The sequence below is a fragment of the Pseudomonas sp. 14P_8.1_Bac3 genome (genome assembly GCF_025466085.1).
Lineage (GTDB): Bacteria > Pseudomonadota > Gammaproteobacteria > Pseudomonadales > Pseudomonadaceae > Aquipseudomonas.
Genome location: NZ_JANLOD010000068.1, coordinates 127,530 through 144,120, shown reverse-complemented (window position 1 = coordinate 144,120; position 16,591 = coordinate 127,530). Strand labels below are relative to the sequence as shown.

The window sequence follows — 16,591 nt, the reverse complement described above, 5'->3', positions numbered from 1 at the left end:
CTAGAGTTGTAATGCGTCCGTCATGTGGCAGTGAGGCAAAAACGGCAGATAGTGGTATTCGGGGATTTGGGTTGCCTGTGCTGGCCCCATCGCGAGCAGACTCGCTCCCACAGGGATCGGTCAACACCACAAATCAACTGTGGGAGCGAGCCTGCTCGCGATGGGGCCAGCACAGGCAACGCAGACATCAGACAGGCGCCATTTCCTGCGCCAACCCGAGGAACGCCGCCGGCAACCGCGCGCTTTTACGCTCCTTGAGACAGTACAGGTACTCGGGAATCTGCGGTGCATTCTCGATGGTCAGCACGCGCAATTGCGGATCGTGCGGCACTTCCTGCCGGGCAATGATGCTGATACCGATATTGCGCAGCACCGCCTCGCGAATCGACTCCCGGCTGCCGATTTCCAGCAGCGGGCCGAAACTCACGCCGGCGCTGGCCAGCAGCTCCTCGGTCAGCCGCCGGGTCGTCGAGCCCGACTCGCGCATCAACAAGGTATGCCCGGCCAACGCGCTGAGCGGCACGTGATCGAATACCGCCAACGGATGATTGCGGTGCACCGCCAACACCAGCGGATCGCTGCCCAGCACCCGGCGAATCAGGCGCGCGTCATCCAGCAACTGCGACGACGCGGCGACGTCCACCCGATAATCCTCCAGCGCTTCAAGCACCTGCTGTGAGTTGCCGATTTCCACCGAGACTTCCACCTGCGGCAAGCGCTCGCGGAAGGTCTTCACCAGATCGAGGATGTAATACGGCGCCGTGGCGGCAATGCGCAGCGTGCCTTGAACCTGACCGCTGTTGCGCAGGAAAAACTCGATGTCGGCTTCCTGCTGCAACAGCGCCTTGACCATCGGCAGCAACCGCGCGCCTTCGTCGCTGACGCTAAGGCGGCGACCGCCCCGGTAGAACAGCTCGACCGAGTATTGGCTTTCCAGGTGGCGGATCTGCGTCGTCACCGTGGGCTGGCTCAGGCCGAGCTTTTTCGCCGCCAGGGTAATGCTGCCCAAGCGGGCCACCATGTAAAACGCCTTCAGCTCGGCACTCAGCACAGCCGCTCCTCATCGCTTATTTGCGCAGCAGGCGCAAACCGTTGAACACCACCAACAGGCTCACGCCCATGTCGGCGAACACCGCCATCCACATGGTGGCGATCCCGGCGAAGGTTACCCCAAGAAAGATCGCCTTGATCACCAACGCGAGGGCGATGTTCTGTTTGAGGATGCTCGACGTCTGCCGCGACAGGCGAATGAAGGCCGGGATCTTGCGCAGATCGTCGTCCATCAGGGCGACATCGGCGGTTTCGATCGCGGTATCGGTCCCCGCCGCCGCCATTGCAAAACCGATTTCGGCACGGGCCAGCGCCGGCGCGTCGTTGATACCGTCACCGACCATGCCGACCCGATGCCCCTGTGCATAAAGGGCTTCGATGGCTTGCAGTTTGTCGGTGGGCAGCAAGTCGCCCTGGGCCTCGTCGATGCCGACCTTCGCCGCAATCGCCTGGGCAGTGTGGACGTTGTCGCCCGTGAGCATCAGGGTCTTGATGCCCAGGTCGTGCAATTGACGGATCGCTTCGCGGCTGGAGTCCTTCACCGTATCGGCGACGGCGAACAGTGCCAGTGGACCGGACGTGTCGAGCAGCAACACCACGGACTTGCCCTGTTTTTCCAGCGCGAACAGCTTTTCTTCCAGCGCGGGCGAACACAGGTTCAGCTCTTCCACCAGGCGATGGTTGCCCAAGTAGTAAGTCTGGCCGCTGATCTCACCGCGCACGCCGCGACCGGCGAGCGCCTCGAAGTTATCCACAACCTGTGACGTAAATGATTTATCCACAGCCGCAGCGGCAATGGCCAGCGACACCGGGTGGTCGGAACGGCCAGCCAGCGCAGCGGCAATCGCCGGCGCCGAGGCATCGGCGGTCGGATCGAGCGACAGGTAATCGGTCTGCACCGGTTTGCCGTGGGTAATCGTGCCGGTCTTGTCCAGCGCCAGGTAATCGAGTTTGTAGCCACCTTCCAGATAGACGCCGCCCTTGACCAGAATCCCTTTGCGCGCCGCCGCCGCGAGGCCACTGACGATGGTCACCGGGGTGGAAATCACCAGGGCGCAAGGACACGCGACCACCAGCAGCACCAGCGCGCGGTAGATCCAGTCGAACCACACGGCGCCCATGAACAGCGGCGGAATGACCGCCACGGCCAGAGCCAGGGCAAACACGGCGGGGGTGTAGATTTTCGAAAACTGGTCGACGAAACGCTGGGTCGGCGCCCGCGCGCCTTGCGCCTGTTCGACGGCGTGGATGATTCGCGCCAGGGTCGAGTTGCCAGCGGCGGCGGTGACGGCATATTCCAGCGAACCTGCCTGATTGATGGTGCCGGCGAACACCTTGTCGCCGACAGACTTCTCAACCGGCAGGCTTTCGCCAGTGATCGGCGCCTGGTCGATGGTTGAGCTGCCAGCCACCACTTCACCGTCCAGCCCGATCCGCTCGCCGGGCCGCACGCGCACCCGCGCACCCAGCTCGATGGCTTTGACGTCCTGCTCAACCCAGCTGCCGTCGGCCTGTAACACCGTGGCCTGCTCCGGCGTCATCTGCATAAGACCACCGATGGCGTTGCGCGCGCGGTCCAGGGACTTGGCTTCGATCAACTCGGCAACGGTAAACAGGAACATCACCATCGCCGCTTCCGGCCATTGACCGATCAGGATCGCGCCGGTCACCGCGATGCTCATCAGCGCGTTGATGTTCAGGTTGAGATTTTTCAGGGCGATCCAGCCCTTTTTATAGGTGCCGAGGCCGCCGCTGAGGATCGAAATCAACGCGATGATCGCCACGACCCAATTGGGCGCGGCGTTGGTGAAATGAATGACCTCGGCGCCAAGCGCTGTCACGCCGGACAGCGCCAATGGCCACCACGGTTTTTTCTCAGGCGCCGGGGCCGGTGCTTCGACGCCCTGCTCCAGTGGCTCGGCCTGCATGCCGAGGGACTTGATCGCCTCGATGATCGGCGCGGTGCTCGGCAGGTCGTGGGTGACGCCCAGTACGCGGTTGATCAGGTTGAATTCCAGTTGTTGCACGCCCGACAGCTTGCCCAGTTTGTTCTGGATCAGCGTTTGTTCGGTCGGGCAGTCCATCGCGTCGATGCGAAAACTGCTCAAACGCGCATTGGCGGTCGGCGTCTCGCTCAGTTTGATCAGCGACGGTGCAGCCGCTTTCGACGCGCAGCAGGCATCGCCGTGCCCGCCGTGGTCATGTTTCTGTGCAGGCTGCAGCTTGTGGCTGTGATCGTGATCGTGATCGTGATCGTGATCGTGATCGTGATCGTGATCGTGCCCAGACTCGGGCTTGTGGGTGTGTTGGGAATCGCTCATTGGGTGCGTCCATGAAGGTGCCTGTTGCCAAGTAAAGACCCTGTAGCCACTATAGGGTCAAGCACCCATTTGGAGATCGCCGTCATGAAGATCGGGGAACTGGCAAAACTGACCGACTGCGCCGTGGAAACCATCCGCTATTACGAGCGGGAAAACCTGCTGCCGGAACCGGCCCGCAGCGACGGCAACTACCGCGTCTACACCCAGGCCCACGCCGAACGCCTGACCTTCATCCGCAATTGCCGCACCCTCGACATGACCCTCGAGGAAATCCGCAGCCTGCTGGCCTTGCGCGACAGTCCGCAGGATCAGTGCGAAAGCGTCAACGCGCTGATCGACGAACACATCCATCACGTGAAAGCGCGGATCGACGGCTTGCTGGCGTTGCAGGCGCAACTGCTCGATCTGCGCCAACGTTGCGGTGAAGGGCCGGATATCGATCAGTGCGGGATTTTGCAGCGGCTGGAAGTGAGCGGCGGGGTTGTGGCGACCGACGTGGAGCATTCGCACGTAGGCCGTAGTCACGGCCATTAAGCACACCGCCAAACCAAATGTGGGAGCGGGCTTGCTCGCGAAAGCGGTGTGTCAGTCGATAGAAATTTCGTCTGACACACCGCTTTCGCGGGCAAGCCCGCTCCCACATGGGCTCGGTGTCGGAGTCTAAACCGCCATCGGCGCGGTCATCGGGGGATGGTGCTCGTAGCCTTCCAGCGAAAAATCGCCCGGCTCGATTAACTCCAGCCACTCCGGCTGATACACACCGGTCTTGGCAAACTCCGGCACACGGTCGCTGATCCGCAGTTTCGGCATCGGGAACGGCTCGCGCTTGAGCTGTTCGTTCAGCATGTCCAGGTGGTTTTCGTAGACGTGCGCGTCGCCGATGAAATAGGTGAACCAGCGCGGCGTGTAGCCGGTCAGGCGACCGATCAGGCTTAGCAAAGCAGCGCCTTCGGTGAGGTTGAACGGCGTGCCCAGGCCCAGGTCATTGGAGCGGATGTAGAGGGTCAAGGAAATCTCTTTGGTCTCGACATTCGGGTGGAACTGATACAGCAGGTGGCACGGCGGCAAGGCCATTTCATCGAGCTGCGCGACGTTCCAGCCGTGAAACAGGATGCGGCGGCTGCCTGGGTCATTGATGATGGTGTCGACGCACTGGCGGACCTGGTCGATCGCCTTATAAAGCACCACATAGGCCTGGCCGTCTTCTTCGCCTTCAGCGATCTGCCGATAGCCCTGGCTCAACGTCTGCTCGATGGCGGCGGTATTGCTGACCGGAATCTGCTTGTACGCCGGCCATTTGCGCCATTGCACGCCGTAGATCTCGCCGAGGTCGTCTTCGCCCTGACGGAACGGGTTGGCCAGCCACTGCGCGTTTTCGTTGGCGTTCTGGTCCCAGACCTTGCAGCCCAGGGCGCGGAATTCGGCGGCGTTGTTCACTCCGCGGAGGAAACCGCACATCTCGCCGATGGCCGACTTGAAGGCCATCTTGCGAGTGGTGATCGCCGGGAAACCTTCCTGCAGGTCATAGCGCAGCATTGCGCCGGGGAAACTGATGGTGTTCACGCCGGTGCGGTTGGCCTGTTTGGTGCCGTTCTTGATGACGTGGGCGACCAGTTCGAGATATTGCTTCATGAGTTACCTGTGTCCTTGAACCCGGGACCAGAGCCCCGGGGTTCGAATTTATACCGCAGCCGCTGGCGCCGCCGGTGCGCGGTGATACGCCAGCCAGATCAGGAACAGACCGCCGACGATCATCGGTACGCAGAGTACCTGGCCCATGGTCAGCCAGTTCCAGGCCAGATAGCCCAGTTGCGCGTCCGGTACGCGGACGAATTCGACGATGAAACGGAAGATGCCATAGAACAGCGCGAACATCCCGGACACCGCCATGGTCGGCCGCGGCTTGCGCGAGAACAGCCAGAGAATCAGGAACAGCGCAACGCCTTCCAGGGCGAACTGATACAGCTGCGACGGGTGGCGCGGCAGTTGCGCCGGATCGCTGAACGGCGGGAAGACCATCGCCCACGGCACGTCGGTCGCCTTGCCCCACAATTCGGCGTTGATGAAGTTACCGATACGCCCGGCGCCCAGGCCGATCGGCACCATCGGCGCGACGAAGTCCATCAACTGGAAGAACGACTTGTTGTTCTTTTTACCGAACCACAGCGCCGCCAGCATCACGCCGATGAAGCCACCGTGGAACGACATGCCGCCCTTCCACACCTCGAAGATCAGCGTCGGGTTGGCCAGATAGGCACTCAGATCGTAGAACAGCACGTAACCCAGGCGCCCGCCGACAATGACGCCCATCGACATCCAGAAGACCATGTCGGAGAGTTTTTCCTTGGTCCAGGTCGGGTCGAAGCGGTTGAGCCGGCGCGACGCCAGCAGCCACGCACCGCCGATGCCGATCAGGTACATCAAGCCGTACCAGTGGATTTTCAGCGGACCGATGGCCAGTGCCACCGGGTCGATCTGCGGGTAAGGCAGCATTGCGACTCCTCGTTAGAGTTGAAACCTTCAAAATTCCCGGGCGACGCTGTCACGCCAGGATTAAGCCAGGATTGCGACGCGGGTCAGAGCAGGAAGCTTAGGCCTACGCAGAACAGCAAAGCGGCGAACAGTCTTTTCAGCAAGCGCGGCGACAGCCTGTGGGCCAATCGCGCACCGATGCGGGCGAAAAACATGCTGGTCAGGGCGATCCCCAACAGCGCCGGCAAATAAATGAAACCGAGACTATGGGCCGGCAGCAACGGATCGTGCCAGCCCAGAATCATGAAACTCAAGGCGCTGGCCAGGGCGATTGGCAAACCGCAGGCCGACGACGTTGCCACGGCTTGCTGCATCGGCACGCTGCGCCAGGTCAGGAACGGCACGGTCAGCGAGCCGCCGCCAATCCCGAAAATCGCCGAGGCCCAGCCAATCACGCTGCCGGCCAGGGTCAGACCGACCTTGCCCGGCACCGTGCGGCTGGCCTTGGGTTTGAGGTCCAGCGCCAGCTGCGCAGCGATCACCAGGGCGAATACGCCGATGATTTTCTGCAGGTTTGGTCCGGAAATCGCTTCGGCGGTCAGCGCGCCGAAACCGGCACCCATCAGGATACCGACCGTCAACCAGGCGAAAATCGGCCAGCGCACGGCGCCGCGGCGATGATGCTCGCGCACCGCGTTGACCGAGGTGAAGATGATCGTCGCCAGGGACGTACCCACCGCCAGGTGAGTCAGGATCGACGCATCGAAGCCCTGCAAGGTGAAACTGAACACCAGCACCGGCACGATGATGATTCCACCGCCCACACCGAACAGCCCGGCCAGCACGCCTGCGCAGGCGCCCAGCGCCAGATAGAGCAGAAATTCCATGGACGATCCCACTCCTCAGCCAAAACCGGAGCGGCATGGTAACGGATGCGTGCCCCCAAGCTCCACTGTGCACGGCGATGGATCGATGAGCGATGTCTGCGTAGAGTGGGCAAAAAACACACAAGGACCACCTTATGTGCCTGATTGTCTTTGCCTGGCGCCCGGGTCACGCCCAGCCGCTGATCGTGGCGGCCAACCGTGACGAATTCTATGCCCGGCCCAGCCTGCCCCTGGCGCAATGGCCCGAAGCCCCGCACGTTTACGCCGGCCGGGACCTGGAGGCCGGCGGCACGTGGCTGGGTATCGGCGCCAACGGACGCTTCGCCGCGCTGACCAATATCCGCGATCCCCATCAACCGGCCGGGCGAAAATCCCGAGGCGAACTGGTCGCGCGGTTCCTCAGCGGCGAGATGCCGATTGATGATTATCTGGACGACGTTGTCGGACGTTCGCTGGAATATGCCGGGTTTAACCTGCTGATCGGCAATGCCAATGAGCTATGGCACTACAACGCGCGGTCCTGCGAGGCGGTGATGTTGCAGTCGGGGGTCTACGGGCTATCGAATGCGGGGCTGGATACGCCGTGGCCGAAGTTGCTCAAGGCACGGGCGGCGCTGGAGGCGGTACTCGATGATCCGCAGCCTGAGGCGTTATTGGCGTTGCTCAACGATGCGCAGACGGCGCCATTTGCCGAGTTACCGGACACCGGGGTGGGCTTGGCCACCGAGGCGTTGTTATCGAGTGTGTTTATTGCCAGCCCCACGTACGGGACGCGGGCGAGTACGGCGCTGATTGTTCAGGCGGACGGGACGCGGCAGATGGTCGAGCGGAGTTTCGGGCCGTACGGCGGGCATCTTGGGGAGGTGCACATCAGGGTTTAATTTTGTGCTGTCCGGCTGGCCCCATCGCGAGCAGGCTCGCTCCCACAGTGGAACTGTGTACACAGAACCCATGTGGGAGCGAGCCTGCTCGCGATGGGCGCACCGCTGATCTAGACTGCCTTGACCGCAGCCGGATTGACCATCCGCGCCAACCCAAGATTCTTCAGGGCCAACTGCAGCGAGCTGTGGATAACCTGCGGGTTGTCGATGGTCATCAACTCCGCCAGCAGGTCCTTGGCCTTGCTCAGGTTGATCTGACGCAGCATCCACTTCACCTTCGGCAAGTTGGTGGCGTTCATCGACAGGCTGTCGAAGCCCATCGCCATCAACAGCACCGCCGCGGCCGGGTCACCGGCCATTTCCCCGCAGATGCTCACCGGTTTGCCTTCGGCATGGGCATCACGCACCACGTTCTGCAGCGCCTGGAGCACCGCCGGGTGCAGGTAATCGTAGAGGTCGGCCACGCGTGGGTTGTTACGGTCGACGGCCAGCAGGTACTGGGTCAGGTCGTTGGAGCCGACCGACAGGAAGTCCACTTGCCGCGCCAGTTCCCTGGTCTGGTACACCGCCGCCGGAATCTCGATCATCACGCCAATCGGCGGCATCGGCACGTCGGTGCCTTCGTCGCGGACTTCGCCCCAGGCCCGGTGAATCAGGTGCAGCGCTTCTTCCAGTTCGTGGGTGCCGGAGATCATCGGCAGCAGGATGCGCAGGTTGTTCAGGCCTTCGCTGGCCTTGAGCATCGCGCGGGTCTGCACCAGGAAGATTTCCGGGTGGTCGAGGGTGACGCGAATGCCGCGCCAGCCGAGAAACGGGTTGTCTTCCTTGATCGGGAAGTACGACAGCGACTTGTCGCCGCCGATGTCCAGGCTGCGCATGGTCACCGGTTGCGGATGGAATGCGGCAAGCTGCTCGCGATAGATCGCCAGCTGTTCTTTTTCGCTCGGGAAGCGCTGGTTGATCATGAACGGCACTTCCGTGCGGTACAGGCCTACGCCTTCCGCACCGCGCTTCTGCGCCCGCGCCACGTCCGCCAGCAGGCCGGTGTTGACCCACAGCGGCATGCGGTGGCCATCGAGGGTCACGCATGGCAGGTCGCGCAGGGTGTCGAGACCCAGGGCCAGTTGCCTCTCTTCCTCCACCACCTCGGCGAACTGCTTGCGCAACACTTCGCTGGGGTTGGTGTAGACCTCGCCCTTGGTGCCATCGACGATCAATTCGATGCCGTCGACCCTGGCATAGGGCAGCTCGACCAGGCCCATGACCGTCGGAATGCCCATCGCCCGAGCAAGGATCGCGACGTGGGAGTTGCCTGAGCCGAGGACCGAGACCAGACCGACCAGCGTGCCTTCCGGCACCTCGCCGAGCATCGCCGGCGTCAGCTCTTCGCTGACCAGAATGGTTTTTTCCGGGTAGACCAGATTCTGCTGACGCTCTTCCTGCAAGTAAGCGAGCAGGCGGCGGCCCAGGTCCTTGACGTCCGACGCCCGCTCACGCAGGTAGGCATCGTCCATCAGCTCGAAACGGTTGACGTGATCGGTGACCACTTGGCGCAACGCGCCCTGGGCCCACTGGCCGGTCTTGATCACGGTGGTGACTTCGTTGCCCAGTGCGGCATCGTCGAGCATCATCAGGTAGACGTCGAACAGCGCACGCTCTTCCGGACGCAATTGCGTGGCGAGCTTGGCCGACAACGCGCGCATGTCGGCGCGCACGCCTTCGATGGCGGTCTTGAACAGCGCCAGTTCCGCGTCGATGTCGATGATGGTCTTGTCGGGCACCACGTCCAGGTCGGCAGGAGGCAGCATGACCACCGCGGTACCGACCGCCGCACCCGGCGAACCCGGCACGCCGACGAACTTGGCTTCCTGAATGCCTTTGCCCTGACGGCCCAGGCCGCGGATCGAACCGGTGGCCTCGGCGTGGGCGATCACGCCGGCAAGCTGCGCGCTCATGGTTACGAGGAAGGCTTCTTCGCCTTCGTCGAACTGACGGCGTTCTTTCTGTTGGATGACCAGCACGCCGACGACGCGGCGGTGGTGAATGATCGGCGCCCCGAGGAATGAGGCGTAGCGCTCTTCACCGGTCTCGGCGAAGTAGCGGTAGCGCGGGTGATCCGCGGCGTTTTCGAGGTTCAGGGGTTCTTCACGCGTGCCGACCAGGCCGACCAGACCTTCATTGGGTGCCATGCTGACTTTGCCGATCGAGCGCTTGTTCAAGCCCTCGGTCGCCATCAGCACGAAGCGGTTGGTCTCGGGGTCGAGCAGGTAGACCGAGCAGACCTGGCTGCCCATGGCCTCTTTGACGCGCAACACAATAATCCCCAACGCCGCCTTGAGATCCTTGGCGGAGTTAACTTCCTGGACGATCTTGCGCAGCGTATTGAGCATGGCTCGGGGTCGAACTCCGTCGTCAGTCGCGCGCTAAAAGGCGCGGGGCAAGCTCTTTGAGAGCGCGTCGATACACCTCGCGCTTGAATGTCACCACTTGGCCCAACGGATACCAATAACTGACCCAGCGCCAGCCATCGAATTCCGGTTTACCGGTCAAATCCATCCGCACCCGCTGCTCGTTGGAGATCAGGCGCAGGAGAAACCATTTCTGTTTCTGGCCGATGCACAGCGGTTGGCTGTGGGTACGGACCAGACGTTGCGGCAAACGATAGCGCAACCAGCCGCGGGTGCAGGCGAGTATTTCAACATCTTCGCGCTCCAGGCCGACTTCTTCGTTCAACTCGCGGTACAAGGCGTCTTCCGGCGTCTCCTGGGGGTTGATACCACCCTGCGGAAACTGCCAGGCATCTTGATTGATACGGCGAGCCCATAGCACCTGTCCGGCATCATTCGTGAGAATGATCCCGACATTGGGGCGGAAACCATCGGGGTCGATCACGGCAACAACCTCGCAAACGCATGTCGCCGCATTGTTCCACAAAGGTCGTGAAGGCAGCAACGCGCCGACCGACCTTATGTGCACTCTGGTGAAAAGTCCGTATTCTGGGCGCCTTTCTACAGACTTTTCAGCGAGTAACTGCAATGCGGCTGGCTTTATTCGACTTGGACAACACCCTTCTGGGCGGTGACAGTGACCACGCCTGGGGCGATTACCTGTGCGAACGCGGCTTCCTCGACGCCGTCGCCTATAAAACGCGCAACGATGAGTTCTACCAGGATTACCTGGCCGGCAAGCTGGATAACGCCGCCTACCTGAACTTCTGCCTGGAAATCCTCGGCCGCACCGACATGTCCACGCTGGACCAATGGCACCTGGACTACATGCGCGATTGCATCGAGCCGATCGTGCTACCCAAGGCCATGGCCCTGCTCGCCAAGCACCGTGAAGCAGGCGACAAGCTGGTGATCATCACCGCGACCAACCGCTTCGTGACCGCGCCGATCGCCGTGCGCCTGGGTGTCGAAACCCTGATTGCCACGGAATGCGAAATGGTCGATGGCCGTTACACCGGGCGCAGTACCGACATACCCTGCTTCCGTGAAGGCAAGGTGACGCGACTGGCGCGCTGGCTGGAAGAGACCGGGCATTCGCTGGAAGACAGTTACTTCTACAGCGACTCGATGAACGATTTGCCGCTGCTGGAACAGGTGGCGAATCCGGTGGCGGTGGATCCTGATCCGAATTTGCGCGCCGAGGCCGAGAAGCGTGGCTGGCCGGTGATTTCGTTGCGCGACTGACATCGCCTTCGCGGGCAAGCCCGCTCCCACAGTGGATTGGCGTCGATTACAAATTCATTGTGGGAGCGGCCTAGCTCGCGAAGGGGCCGACTCGTCTCACGCCCTAAACCGGCTTGGCGCCCATCAATCCGGCGATCGCCACAAAACAGACGAAGCTGAACAGGGCCAGGGCGAAGGTAAACTTACCGCTCCCGCCCGGCGCCTTGCGCAATGTGTTCAACCGCACCAGCAACCAGAACCAGCCCAGCGCTGCCACGGTGTACAGCACACTCGAGGCCAGCAACCAGATCTGCCCCAGCGGCCAACCCACCAGGTGCACCATCCACCAGCCGGTGAACGGCATGCTCACCAGTGCCAGACCCATCAGCAGCCAGACGAACACCCGTGGCCGCTGTAGCGTGCGTGCCGCTGCAGTCGCATCGCCACTACGCCGCGTTTGCCAAACCCATATCCCCAGACCCAGCGCACAGCCCAACAATATGGCGGTCGCCGCGGTGTGCGCCATCTTCAGGGCGGTTAACGTTTCCATGGTTCGATTTCCTTATGACCTGCCCATCAGCGTAGCCGCTCAGCCGAGAAACAGCTGATAGGCCGGGTTGTCGCTTTCGTCCCAGTACGGGTAGCCGATTTCTTCCAGCGCCGCAGGCACCAGATGACGTTCCTCGTGGGGAACTTGCAGGCCCGCGACCACCCGACCGTCCGCCGCGCCGTGGTTGCGGTAGTGGAACATCGAGATGTTCCAGCGCCCGCCGAGCTTGTTGAGGAAGTTGAACAGCGCACCCGGCCGCTCCGGGAATTCGAAACGCAGCACCACTTCATCGACGACCTGGGCCGCGCGTCCACCCACCATGTGACGGATGTGCAGCTTGGCCAGCTCGTTGTCGGTCAGGTCCAGCACCGGGAAACCCTGGTCAGTCAGGCTGGCGATCAATGCGCTGCGCGGGTCGTTTTCCGGGTGCGTCTGCACGCCGACGAAGATGTGCGCTTCGCTGCCGGTGTTGTAGCGGTAGTTGAATTCGGTGATCTGGCGCTTGCCGATGGCTTCGCAGAACGCCTTGAAGCTGCCCGGTTTCTCGGGAATGGTCACGGCGATGATGGCTTCGCGGCCCTCGCCCAGTTCGGCGCGCTCGGCCACGTGGCGCAAGCGGTCGAAGTTGACGTTGGCGCCAGAGTCGATGGCGACGAAAGTGTGGCCGGTGACCCCGTGCTGCTCGACGTATTTCTTGATCCCGGCGACGCCCAGGGCGCCGGCAGGCTCGGTGATCGAGCGGGTATCGTCGTAGATATCCTTGATCGCCGCGCAGATTTCGTCGGTGCTGACAGTGATCACTTCATCGACGTAGTCTTTGCAGATATCGAAGGTGTGCTGGCCGATCTGGGCGACCGCGACACCGTCGGCGAAGATGCCCACGGTCGGTAACACCACGCGCTCGCCGGCGGCCATGGCGGCTTGCAGGCAGTTCGAATCATCCGGCTCGACGCCGACGATCCTGATTTCCGGACGCAGGTACTTCACGTACGCCGCAATGCCGGCGATCAGGCCGCCGCCGCCCACCGGAACGAAAATCGCGTCCAGACGCCCGGGGTGCTGGCGCAGAATCTCCATCGCCACCGTGCCCTGCCCGGCAATGGTGTGGGGATCATCGTAGGGGTGAATGTAGACGTAGCCCTTTTCGTCGACCAGTTTCAGCGAGTAGGCCAGGGCTTCCGGGAACGAATCCCCGTGCAGCACCACTTTGCCGCCGCGTGAACGCACGCCTTCGACTTTGATTTCCGGGGTGGTCTTGGGCATGACGATGGTGGCTTTCACGCCAAGCACTTTCGCCGCCAGGGCCAGGCCCTGGGCGTGGTTGCCCGCCGAAGCCGTCACCACGCCGCGGGCGCGTTCTTCATCGCTCAGTTGCGTGAGCTTGTTGTAAGCGCCGCGAATCTTGAACGAGAACACCGGCTGCAAGTCTTCACGCTTGAGCAAAATGCTGTTGCCCAGCCGCTCGGAGAGCTGGCGGGCAGTCTGCAGCGGGGTTTCTACGGCAACGTCGTAAACGCGCGAGGTGAGGATCTTTTTGACGTACTGTTCGAGCATCGGAAAGCATCACTGAGCGGGTTGGGCAGGGCCACGGAGTCTAACCCGGCTTTCGACCGCAGGACCACCCTGTAGGAGCGAGCATGCTCGCGATGGACTACAGGGCTACGCGGGGCATCAGGTTCACAGCGTTATCGTTGACGTCCATCGCGAGCATGAACTAGGCGTCCCCCTCGCTCCTACAGGTGTCGGAGCCTATAATGCGGACCTTTCCGTCACACCCCGCCTCCGGAGCCCGCATGACCCAGGATCAACTCAAACAGGCAGTGGCCCAGGCCGCCGTCGACTTCATCCTCCCGAAACTCGATGACAAGAGCATCGTCGGGGTCGGCACCGGCTCCACCGCCAACTGCTTCATCGACGCCCTGGCCCGGCACAAAGGCGCCTTCGACGGCGCGGTCGCCAGCTCCGAAGCCACCGCCGCGCGCCTCAAGGGCCACGGCATTCCGGTGTATGAGCTGAACACCGTCAGCGACCTGGAGTTCTACGTCGATGGCGCCGACGAAAGCGACGAGCACCTGAACCTGATCAAGGGCGGCGGCGCCGCCCTGACCCGCGAGAAGATCGTCGCGGCCGTGGCCAAGACCTTCATTTGCATCGCCGACGCCAGCAAACTGGTGCAAGTCCTCGGTGAGTTCCCGCTGCCGGTGGAAGTGATCCCGATGGCCCGCAGCCACGTGGCCCGCGAGCTGGTGAAGCTGGGCGGCGACCCGGTCTACCGTGAAGGCGTGCTGACCGACAATGGCAACATCATCCTCGACGTTTTCAACATGCAGATCACCAACCCGGTGGAGCTGGAAGCGCAGATCAATGCGATCGTCGGCGTGGTGACCAATGGCCTGTTCGCGGCGCGTCCAGCGGATTTGCTGTTGCTGGGGACCAGCGAAGGCGTGAAAACCCTGCGGGCGAAGTAGACAAGATCACCCACATTTTTATGGGCCAAAAAAAATGTGGGAGCGGGCTTGCTCGCGAATGCGGTGGATCAGTCGACTCGCTGTTGTCTGACACACCGTCTTCGCGAGCAAGCCCGCTCCCACATGGGTTAGGCGGTGCTTTCAGAGTTGTGCGGGCTTTTTGAAGACGTAGAACAGGTTCGGCTCGCTCACCAGGTACATCGTGCCGTCGTCATCCATGGCGATCCCTTCCGCTTGCGGCACCGTCTTCTGCAACCCTTGGCGCCCTTTGTTCAGCGACATGGTGCTCAGCGGACGTCCGTCCACGTCCAGTTCCAGAATCAGTCGCGACTCGTCGGACAGCGCCAGCAAGTGGCCGCTACGCTCGTCGTATTGCAGGCTCGACAGGTCTCGCACAAACATCCCGGCATCGCGCCTGGGGTTGTTGACCACGTGCACCGCGTAGGACTTTTCCGGATTGTAATGCGGGAAACCCTGCACTTCGTAGATCAGCATCGGGTCGCGCTCCTTGGCGACAAACAGGCGCTTGCCCACCGAGTCATAGGCCAGGCCTTCAAAACCCTTGTTGCTGCTCATGTGCACACCGAGGGTCATCTGCTCGGCGTCGGCGGCGTCAAGGAAGGTGGTGTCTTTCTCCAGATGAATCTTGATCAAGCGCTGCTGACTTTCGTCGGTGATCACGTAGGTGTCGGCGCTGATGAACTCCACAGCCTCCGGATCGCCGAAACCGACCAGGGCGATACGCCGAATGATCTGGCCTTCCAGGGACAGCTCGATCAGCTCGGAGTTTTTGTTGGTGACGGTGAACAGGCTTTTGCGCACCGGATCGAAGGTCAGCGCCGACACATCGTCATCCAGGCCATCGATGATCCGCCCCTCCACCGTGACCTGATAGTGGCCGAGCCCGATGGACTGAGCGCTCTCCGGCTGCCAAAGCGTATTCAGGTTGAACCAGGCGCGTTCGAACAGCCGCAGGTACTGGCCGATAACGACCAGCACGATCAATGCGATCGCCAACACGATCAGCATCAGGGGTTTGGGACGGGCAAGTCGGCGCATTCAGGCAAGCTCGGATTCAGGACGGGCGGATGAAATACCACGGCAGTCTGAATTGAAGCTTAATGGCCATTAGCCCGGACCTACAACCGAGCGTCACATTTCCTACAAGAGTCGCGGATCAGTGCTGCTTTTCGAAACGATAGAAAAGGTTCGGCTCGCTGACCATGTACACCGTGCCCGCGTCGTCCATGGTCACGCCTTCGGCGCGCGGGATGGTCTTCTTCAGGCCGTTGAAGCCGCCCAGCAACGTCATGAAGCTAACCTGCTCGCCCTTCTCGTCCAGTTCCAGCAACAGATGGGAGTCTGCGGACAACGCCAGCGTATGCCGGGTGCGCGGGTCGATGGCCAGGGCTGACAGGTTACGAATATCCAGTTTGTCGTTGGCAAGCTTCTGCTTGTCGCCGGTCAGCGTCTGGCCATCGGCGCTTTTCCAGGTAAACAGGGCCGGTGGCCGCTCTTCGCCCAACAGCATTTGCTGGTTGCGCGCATCCCACACGATCGCTTCGAAGGCCTTATTCTGGTCCTTCGACGGACCGAGGTCGTATTTCGGAAAGTTGGCGATGTTCAGCTCGCGGGTATCGGCGTCGACTTTGACGATGGTCAGCAAGTGTTCGCGCTCATCGACGATGGCCAGCAGGCCATTACCCATGACGGTGACCGCTTCCGGGTTGCTCCAGCCCACCAGCGGCATCTTGCGCAGCACGTCGCCCTGCAAGGTCAGCTCGGCGAGGAACGGGTTCTTGCCCATCACCGAAAACAGGGTTTTGGTCTGAGGGTCGTAGGCCAGGTCGGACGCTTCGTCCTTCTCCATCCCTGGCAAGGGCTTGGCGTCAATCACCGCGTGGTAGTCCGGGAGCCAGATGCTTTCCTGGCGCTCGGCCGGGGTTTCGAAACGTTCTTGCACCCAGAGCATGCCCCGATCATCCCAATGCATCGCAAACGCGAGGCCGTATGCGGCGACCGCGACCAGCAAAAGCCAGAAGTACCAACGCATGAAAAAGCGTGGGCGACGGTCAGTTTCGAGCGTGGACAGGGGGCGGGTGGCCATCGGGGGATGCATTCCAGAAATTCAGGCTAGGGGTAATAGCACAAATGGGACCGGCTCAGGCGCCGGAAGCCCGGGAATTATCCAGACAGGATGTGAAAAAAACGGCAAATGGCGGGATTGCCCTGTGAACGCACTGTAGGAGCGAGCTTGCCCGCGAAGGTCGTAAACGATGACCCTGGGCATC

The 16,591-nt window shown here is 62.0% G+C and carries 15 protein-coding genes; 4 read left to right on the top strand and 11 right to left on the bottom strand.

What is annotated here, in order from left to right:
* Positions 1–187: 187 nt before the first annotated feature.
* Together NTD84_RS23275 and NTD84_RS23270 are read right to left on the bottom strand one after the other, a co-directional pair.
* Positions 188–1,051: a LysR family transcriptional regulator gene (locus tag NTD84_RS23275; protein ID WP_262170464.1), complete on the bottom strand. Its 864-nt coding sequence runs from the start codon at positions 1,049–1,051 to the stop codon at positions 188–190.
* Between the two features lie 16 nt (positions 1,052–1,067).
* A complete protein-coding gene (locus tag NTD84_RS23270; RefSeq protein ID WP_262170462.1) occupies positions 1,068–3,371 on the bottom strand; it encodes a heavy metal translocating P-type ATPase in 2,304 nt (767 codons plus the stop codon).
* An 84-nt stretch (positions 3,372–3,455) separates the two neighbouring features.
* Between NTD84_RS23270 and cadR the strand changes: the two genes are divergently transcribed.
* Positions 3,456–3,905: a Cd(II)/Pb(II)-responsive transcriptional regulator gene (gene cadR, locus NTD84_RS23265; RefSeq protein WP_262170460.1), complete on the top strand. Its 450-nt coding sequence runs from the start codon at positions 3,456–3,458 to the stop codon at positions 3,903–3,905.
* A gap of 126 nt (positions 3,906–4,031) precedes the next feature.
* On the opposite strand, the gene NTD84_RS23260 is transcribed toward cadR, so the two are convergent.
* From NTD84_RS23260 to NTD84_RS23250, 3 genes are all read right to left on the bottom strand, one after another.
* Positions 4,032–5,003, bottom strand: coding sequence for a thymidylate synthase (locus NTD84_RS23260; protein WP_262170458.1), 972 nt, complete (start codon positions 5,001–5,003; stop codon positions 4,032–4,034).
* 48 nt (positions 5,004–5,051) lie between these two features.
* Positions 5,052–5,864: a prolipoprotein diacylglyceryl transferase gene (lgt, locus tag NTD84_RS23255; RefSeq protein ID WP_262170456.1), complete on the bottom strand. Its 813-nt coding sequence runs from the start codon at positions 5,862–5,864 to the stop codon at positions 5,052–5,054.
* Between the two features lie 83 nt (positions 5,865–5,947).
* Positions 5,948–6,730 carry a sulfite exporter TauE/SafE family protein gene (locus NTD84_RS23250; RefSeq protein WP_262170454.1) on the bottom strand — a complete coding sequence of 261 codons (783 nt, stop codon included), beginning with the start codon at positions 6,728–6,730 and terminating at the stop codon, positions 5,948–5,950.
* Between the two features lie 134 nt (positions 6,731–6,864).
* Between NTD84_RS23250 and NTD84_RS23245 the strand changes: the two genes are divergently transcribed.
* Complete coding sequence (locus tag NTD84_RS23245) at positions 6,865–7,611, top strand: NRDE family protein (RefSeq protein ID WP_262170452.1); 747 nt, start codon at positions 6,865–6,867, stop codon at positions 7,609–7,611.
* A 110-nt stretch (positions 7,612–7,721) separates the two neighbouring features.
* On the opposite strand, the gene ptsP is transcribed toward NTD84_RS23245, so the two are convergent.
* Together ptsP and NTD84_RS23235 are read right to left on the bottom strand one after the other, a co-directional pair.
* Positions 7,722–10,001 (bottom strand): phosphoenolpyruvate--protein phosphotransferase, encoded by a 2,280-nt coding sequence (gene ptsP / locus NTD84_RS23240; RefSeq protein ID WP_262170450.1) that lies wholly within the window; start codon positions 9,999–10,001, stop codon positions 7,722–7,724.
* A 22-nt stretch (positions 10,002–10,023) separates the two neighbouring features.
* A complete protein-coding gene (locus NTD84_RS23235; RefSeq protein WP_007897732.1) occupies positions 10,024–10,503 on the bottom strand; it encodes an RNA pyrophosphohydrolase in 480 nt (159 codons plus the stop codon).
* Between the two features lie 143 nt (positions 10,504–10,646).
* Between NTD84_RS23235 and NTD84_RS23230 the strand changes: the two genes are divergently transcribed.
* Positions 10,647–11,303, top strand: coding sequence for an HAD family hydrolase (locus NTD84_RS23230; RefSeq protein WP_262170448.1), 657 nt, complete (start codon positions 10,647–10,649; stop codon positions 11,301–11,303).
* Between the two features lie 103 nt (positions 11,304–11,406).
* Here the strand turns inward: NTD84_RS23230 and NTD84_RS23225 are convergent, their stop codons facing one another.
* Positions 11,407–11,832, bottom strand: coding sequence for a DUF2269 domain-containing protein (locus tag NTD84_RS23225; protein WP_262170446.1), 426 nt, complete (start codon positions 11,830–11,832; stop codon positions 11,407–11,409).
* Between the two features lie 39 nt (positions 11,833–11,871).
* Positions 11,872–13,386, bottom strand: a complete 1,515-nt coding sequence (gene ilvA / locus NTD84_RS23220; RefSeq protein ID WP_262170444.1) for a threonine ammonia-lyase, biosynthetic — start codon at positions 13,384–13,386, stop codon at positions 11,872–11,874.
* A 239-nt stretch (positions 13,387–13,625) separates the two neighbouring features.
* Here ilvA and rpiA point away from each other — a divergent pair, with 239 nt between their 5' ends.
* A complete protein-coding gene (rpiA, locus tag NTD84_RS23215) occupies positions 13,626–14,300 on the top strand; it encodes a ribose-5-phosphate isomerase RpiA (protein ID WP_262170442.1) in 675 nt (224 codons plus the stop codon).
* Between the two features lie 141 nt (positions 14,301–14,441).
* Here the strand turns inward: rpiA and NTD84_RS23210 are convergent, their stop codons facing one another.
* Both NTD84_RS23210 and NTD84_RS23205 read right to left on the bottom strand, forming a co-directional pair.
* Positions 14,442–15,359, bottom strand: coding sequence for an SdiA-regulated domain-containing protein (locus tag NTD84_RS23210; protein ID WP_262170440.1), 918 nt, complete (start codon positions 15,357–15,359; stop codon positions 14,442–14,444).
* A gap of 118 nt (positions 15,360–15,477) precedes the next feature.
* Positions 15,478–16,407: an SdiA-regulated domain-containing protein gene (locus NTD84_RS23205; RefSeq protein ID WP_262170438.1), complete on the bottom strand. Its 930-nt coding sequence runs from the start codon at positions 16,405–16,407 to the stop codon at positions 15,478–15,480.
* Between the last annotated feature and the right edge of the window lie 184 nt (positions 16,408–16,591).

What these genes read in the sequence shown, in the direction of transcription:
- NTD84_RS23225 (WP_262170446.1), bottom strand. Translation starts at nt 11,832, where the DNA reads ATGGAAACGTTAACCGCCCTGAAGATGGCGCACACCGCGGCGACCGCC.
- NTD84_RS23230 (WP_262170448.1), top strand. Translation starts at nt 10,647, where the DNA reads ATGCGGCTGGCTTTATTCGACTTGGACAACACCCTTCTGGGCGGTGAC.
- rpiA (WP_262170442.1), top strand. Translation starts at nt 13,626, where the DNA reads ATGACCCAGGATCAACTCAAACAGGCAGTGGCCCAGGCCGCCGTCGAC.
- NTD84_RS23250 (WP_262170454.1), bottom strand. Translation starts at nt 6,730, where the DNA reads ATGGAATTTCTGCTCTATCTGGCGCTGGGCGCCTGCGCAGGCGTGCTG.
- NTD84_RS23245 (WP_262170452.1), top strand. Translation starts at nt 6,865, where the DNA reads ATGTGCCTGATTGTCTTTGCCTGGCGCCCGGGTCACGCCCAGCCGCTG.
- cadR (WP_262170460.1), top strand. Translation starts at nt 3,456, where the DNA reads ATGAAGATCGGGGAACTGGCAAAACTGACCGACTGCGCCGTGGAAACC.
- NTD84_RS23260 (WP_262170458.1), bottom strand. Translation starts at nt 5,003, where the DNA reads ATGAAGCAATATCTCGAACTGGTCGCCCACGTCATCAAGAACGGCACC.
- NTD84_RS23210 (WP_262170440.1), bottom strand. Translation starts at nt 15,359, where the DNA reads ATGCGCCGACTTGCCCGTCCCAAACCCCTGATGCTGATCGTGTTGGCG.
- NTD84_RS23205 (WP_262170438.1), bottom strand. Translation starts at nt 16,407, where the DNA reads ATGGCCACCCGCCCCCTGTCCACGCTCGAAACTGACCGTCGCCCACGC.
- NTD84_RS23270 (WP_262170462.1), bottom strand. Translation starts at nt 3,371, where the DNA reads ATGAGCGATTCCCAACACACCCACAAGCCCGAGTCTGGGCACGATCAC.
- ptsP (WP_262170450.1), bottom strand. Translation starts at nt 10,001, where the DNA reads ATGCTCAATACGCTGCGCAAGATCGTCCAGGAAGTTAACTCCGCCAAG.
- lgt (WP_262170456.1), bottom strand. Translation starts at nt 5,864, where the DNA reads ATGCTGCCTTACCCGCAGATCGACCCGGTGGCACTGGCCATCGGTCCG.
- ilvA (WP_262170444.1), bottom strand. Translation starts at nt 13,386, where the DNA reads ATGCTCGAACAGTACGTCAAAAAGATCCTCACCTCGCGCGTTTACGAC.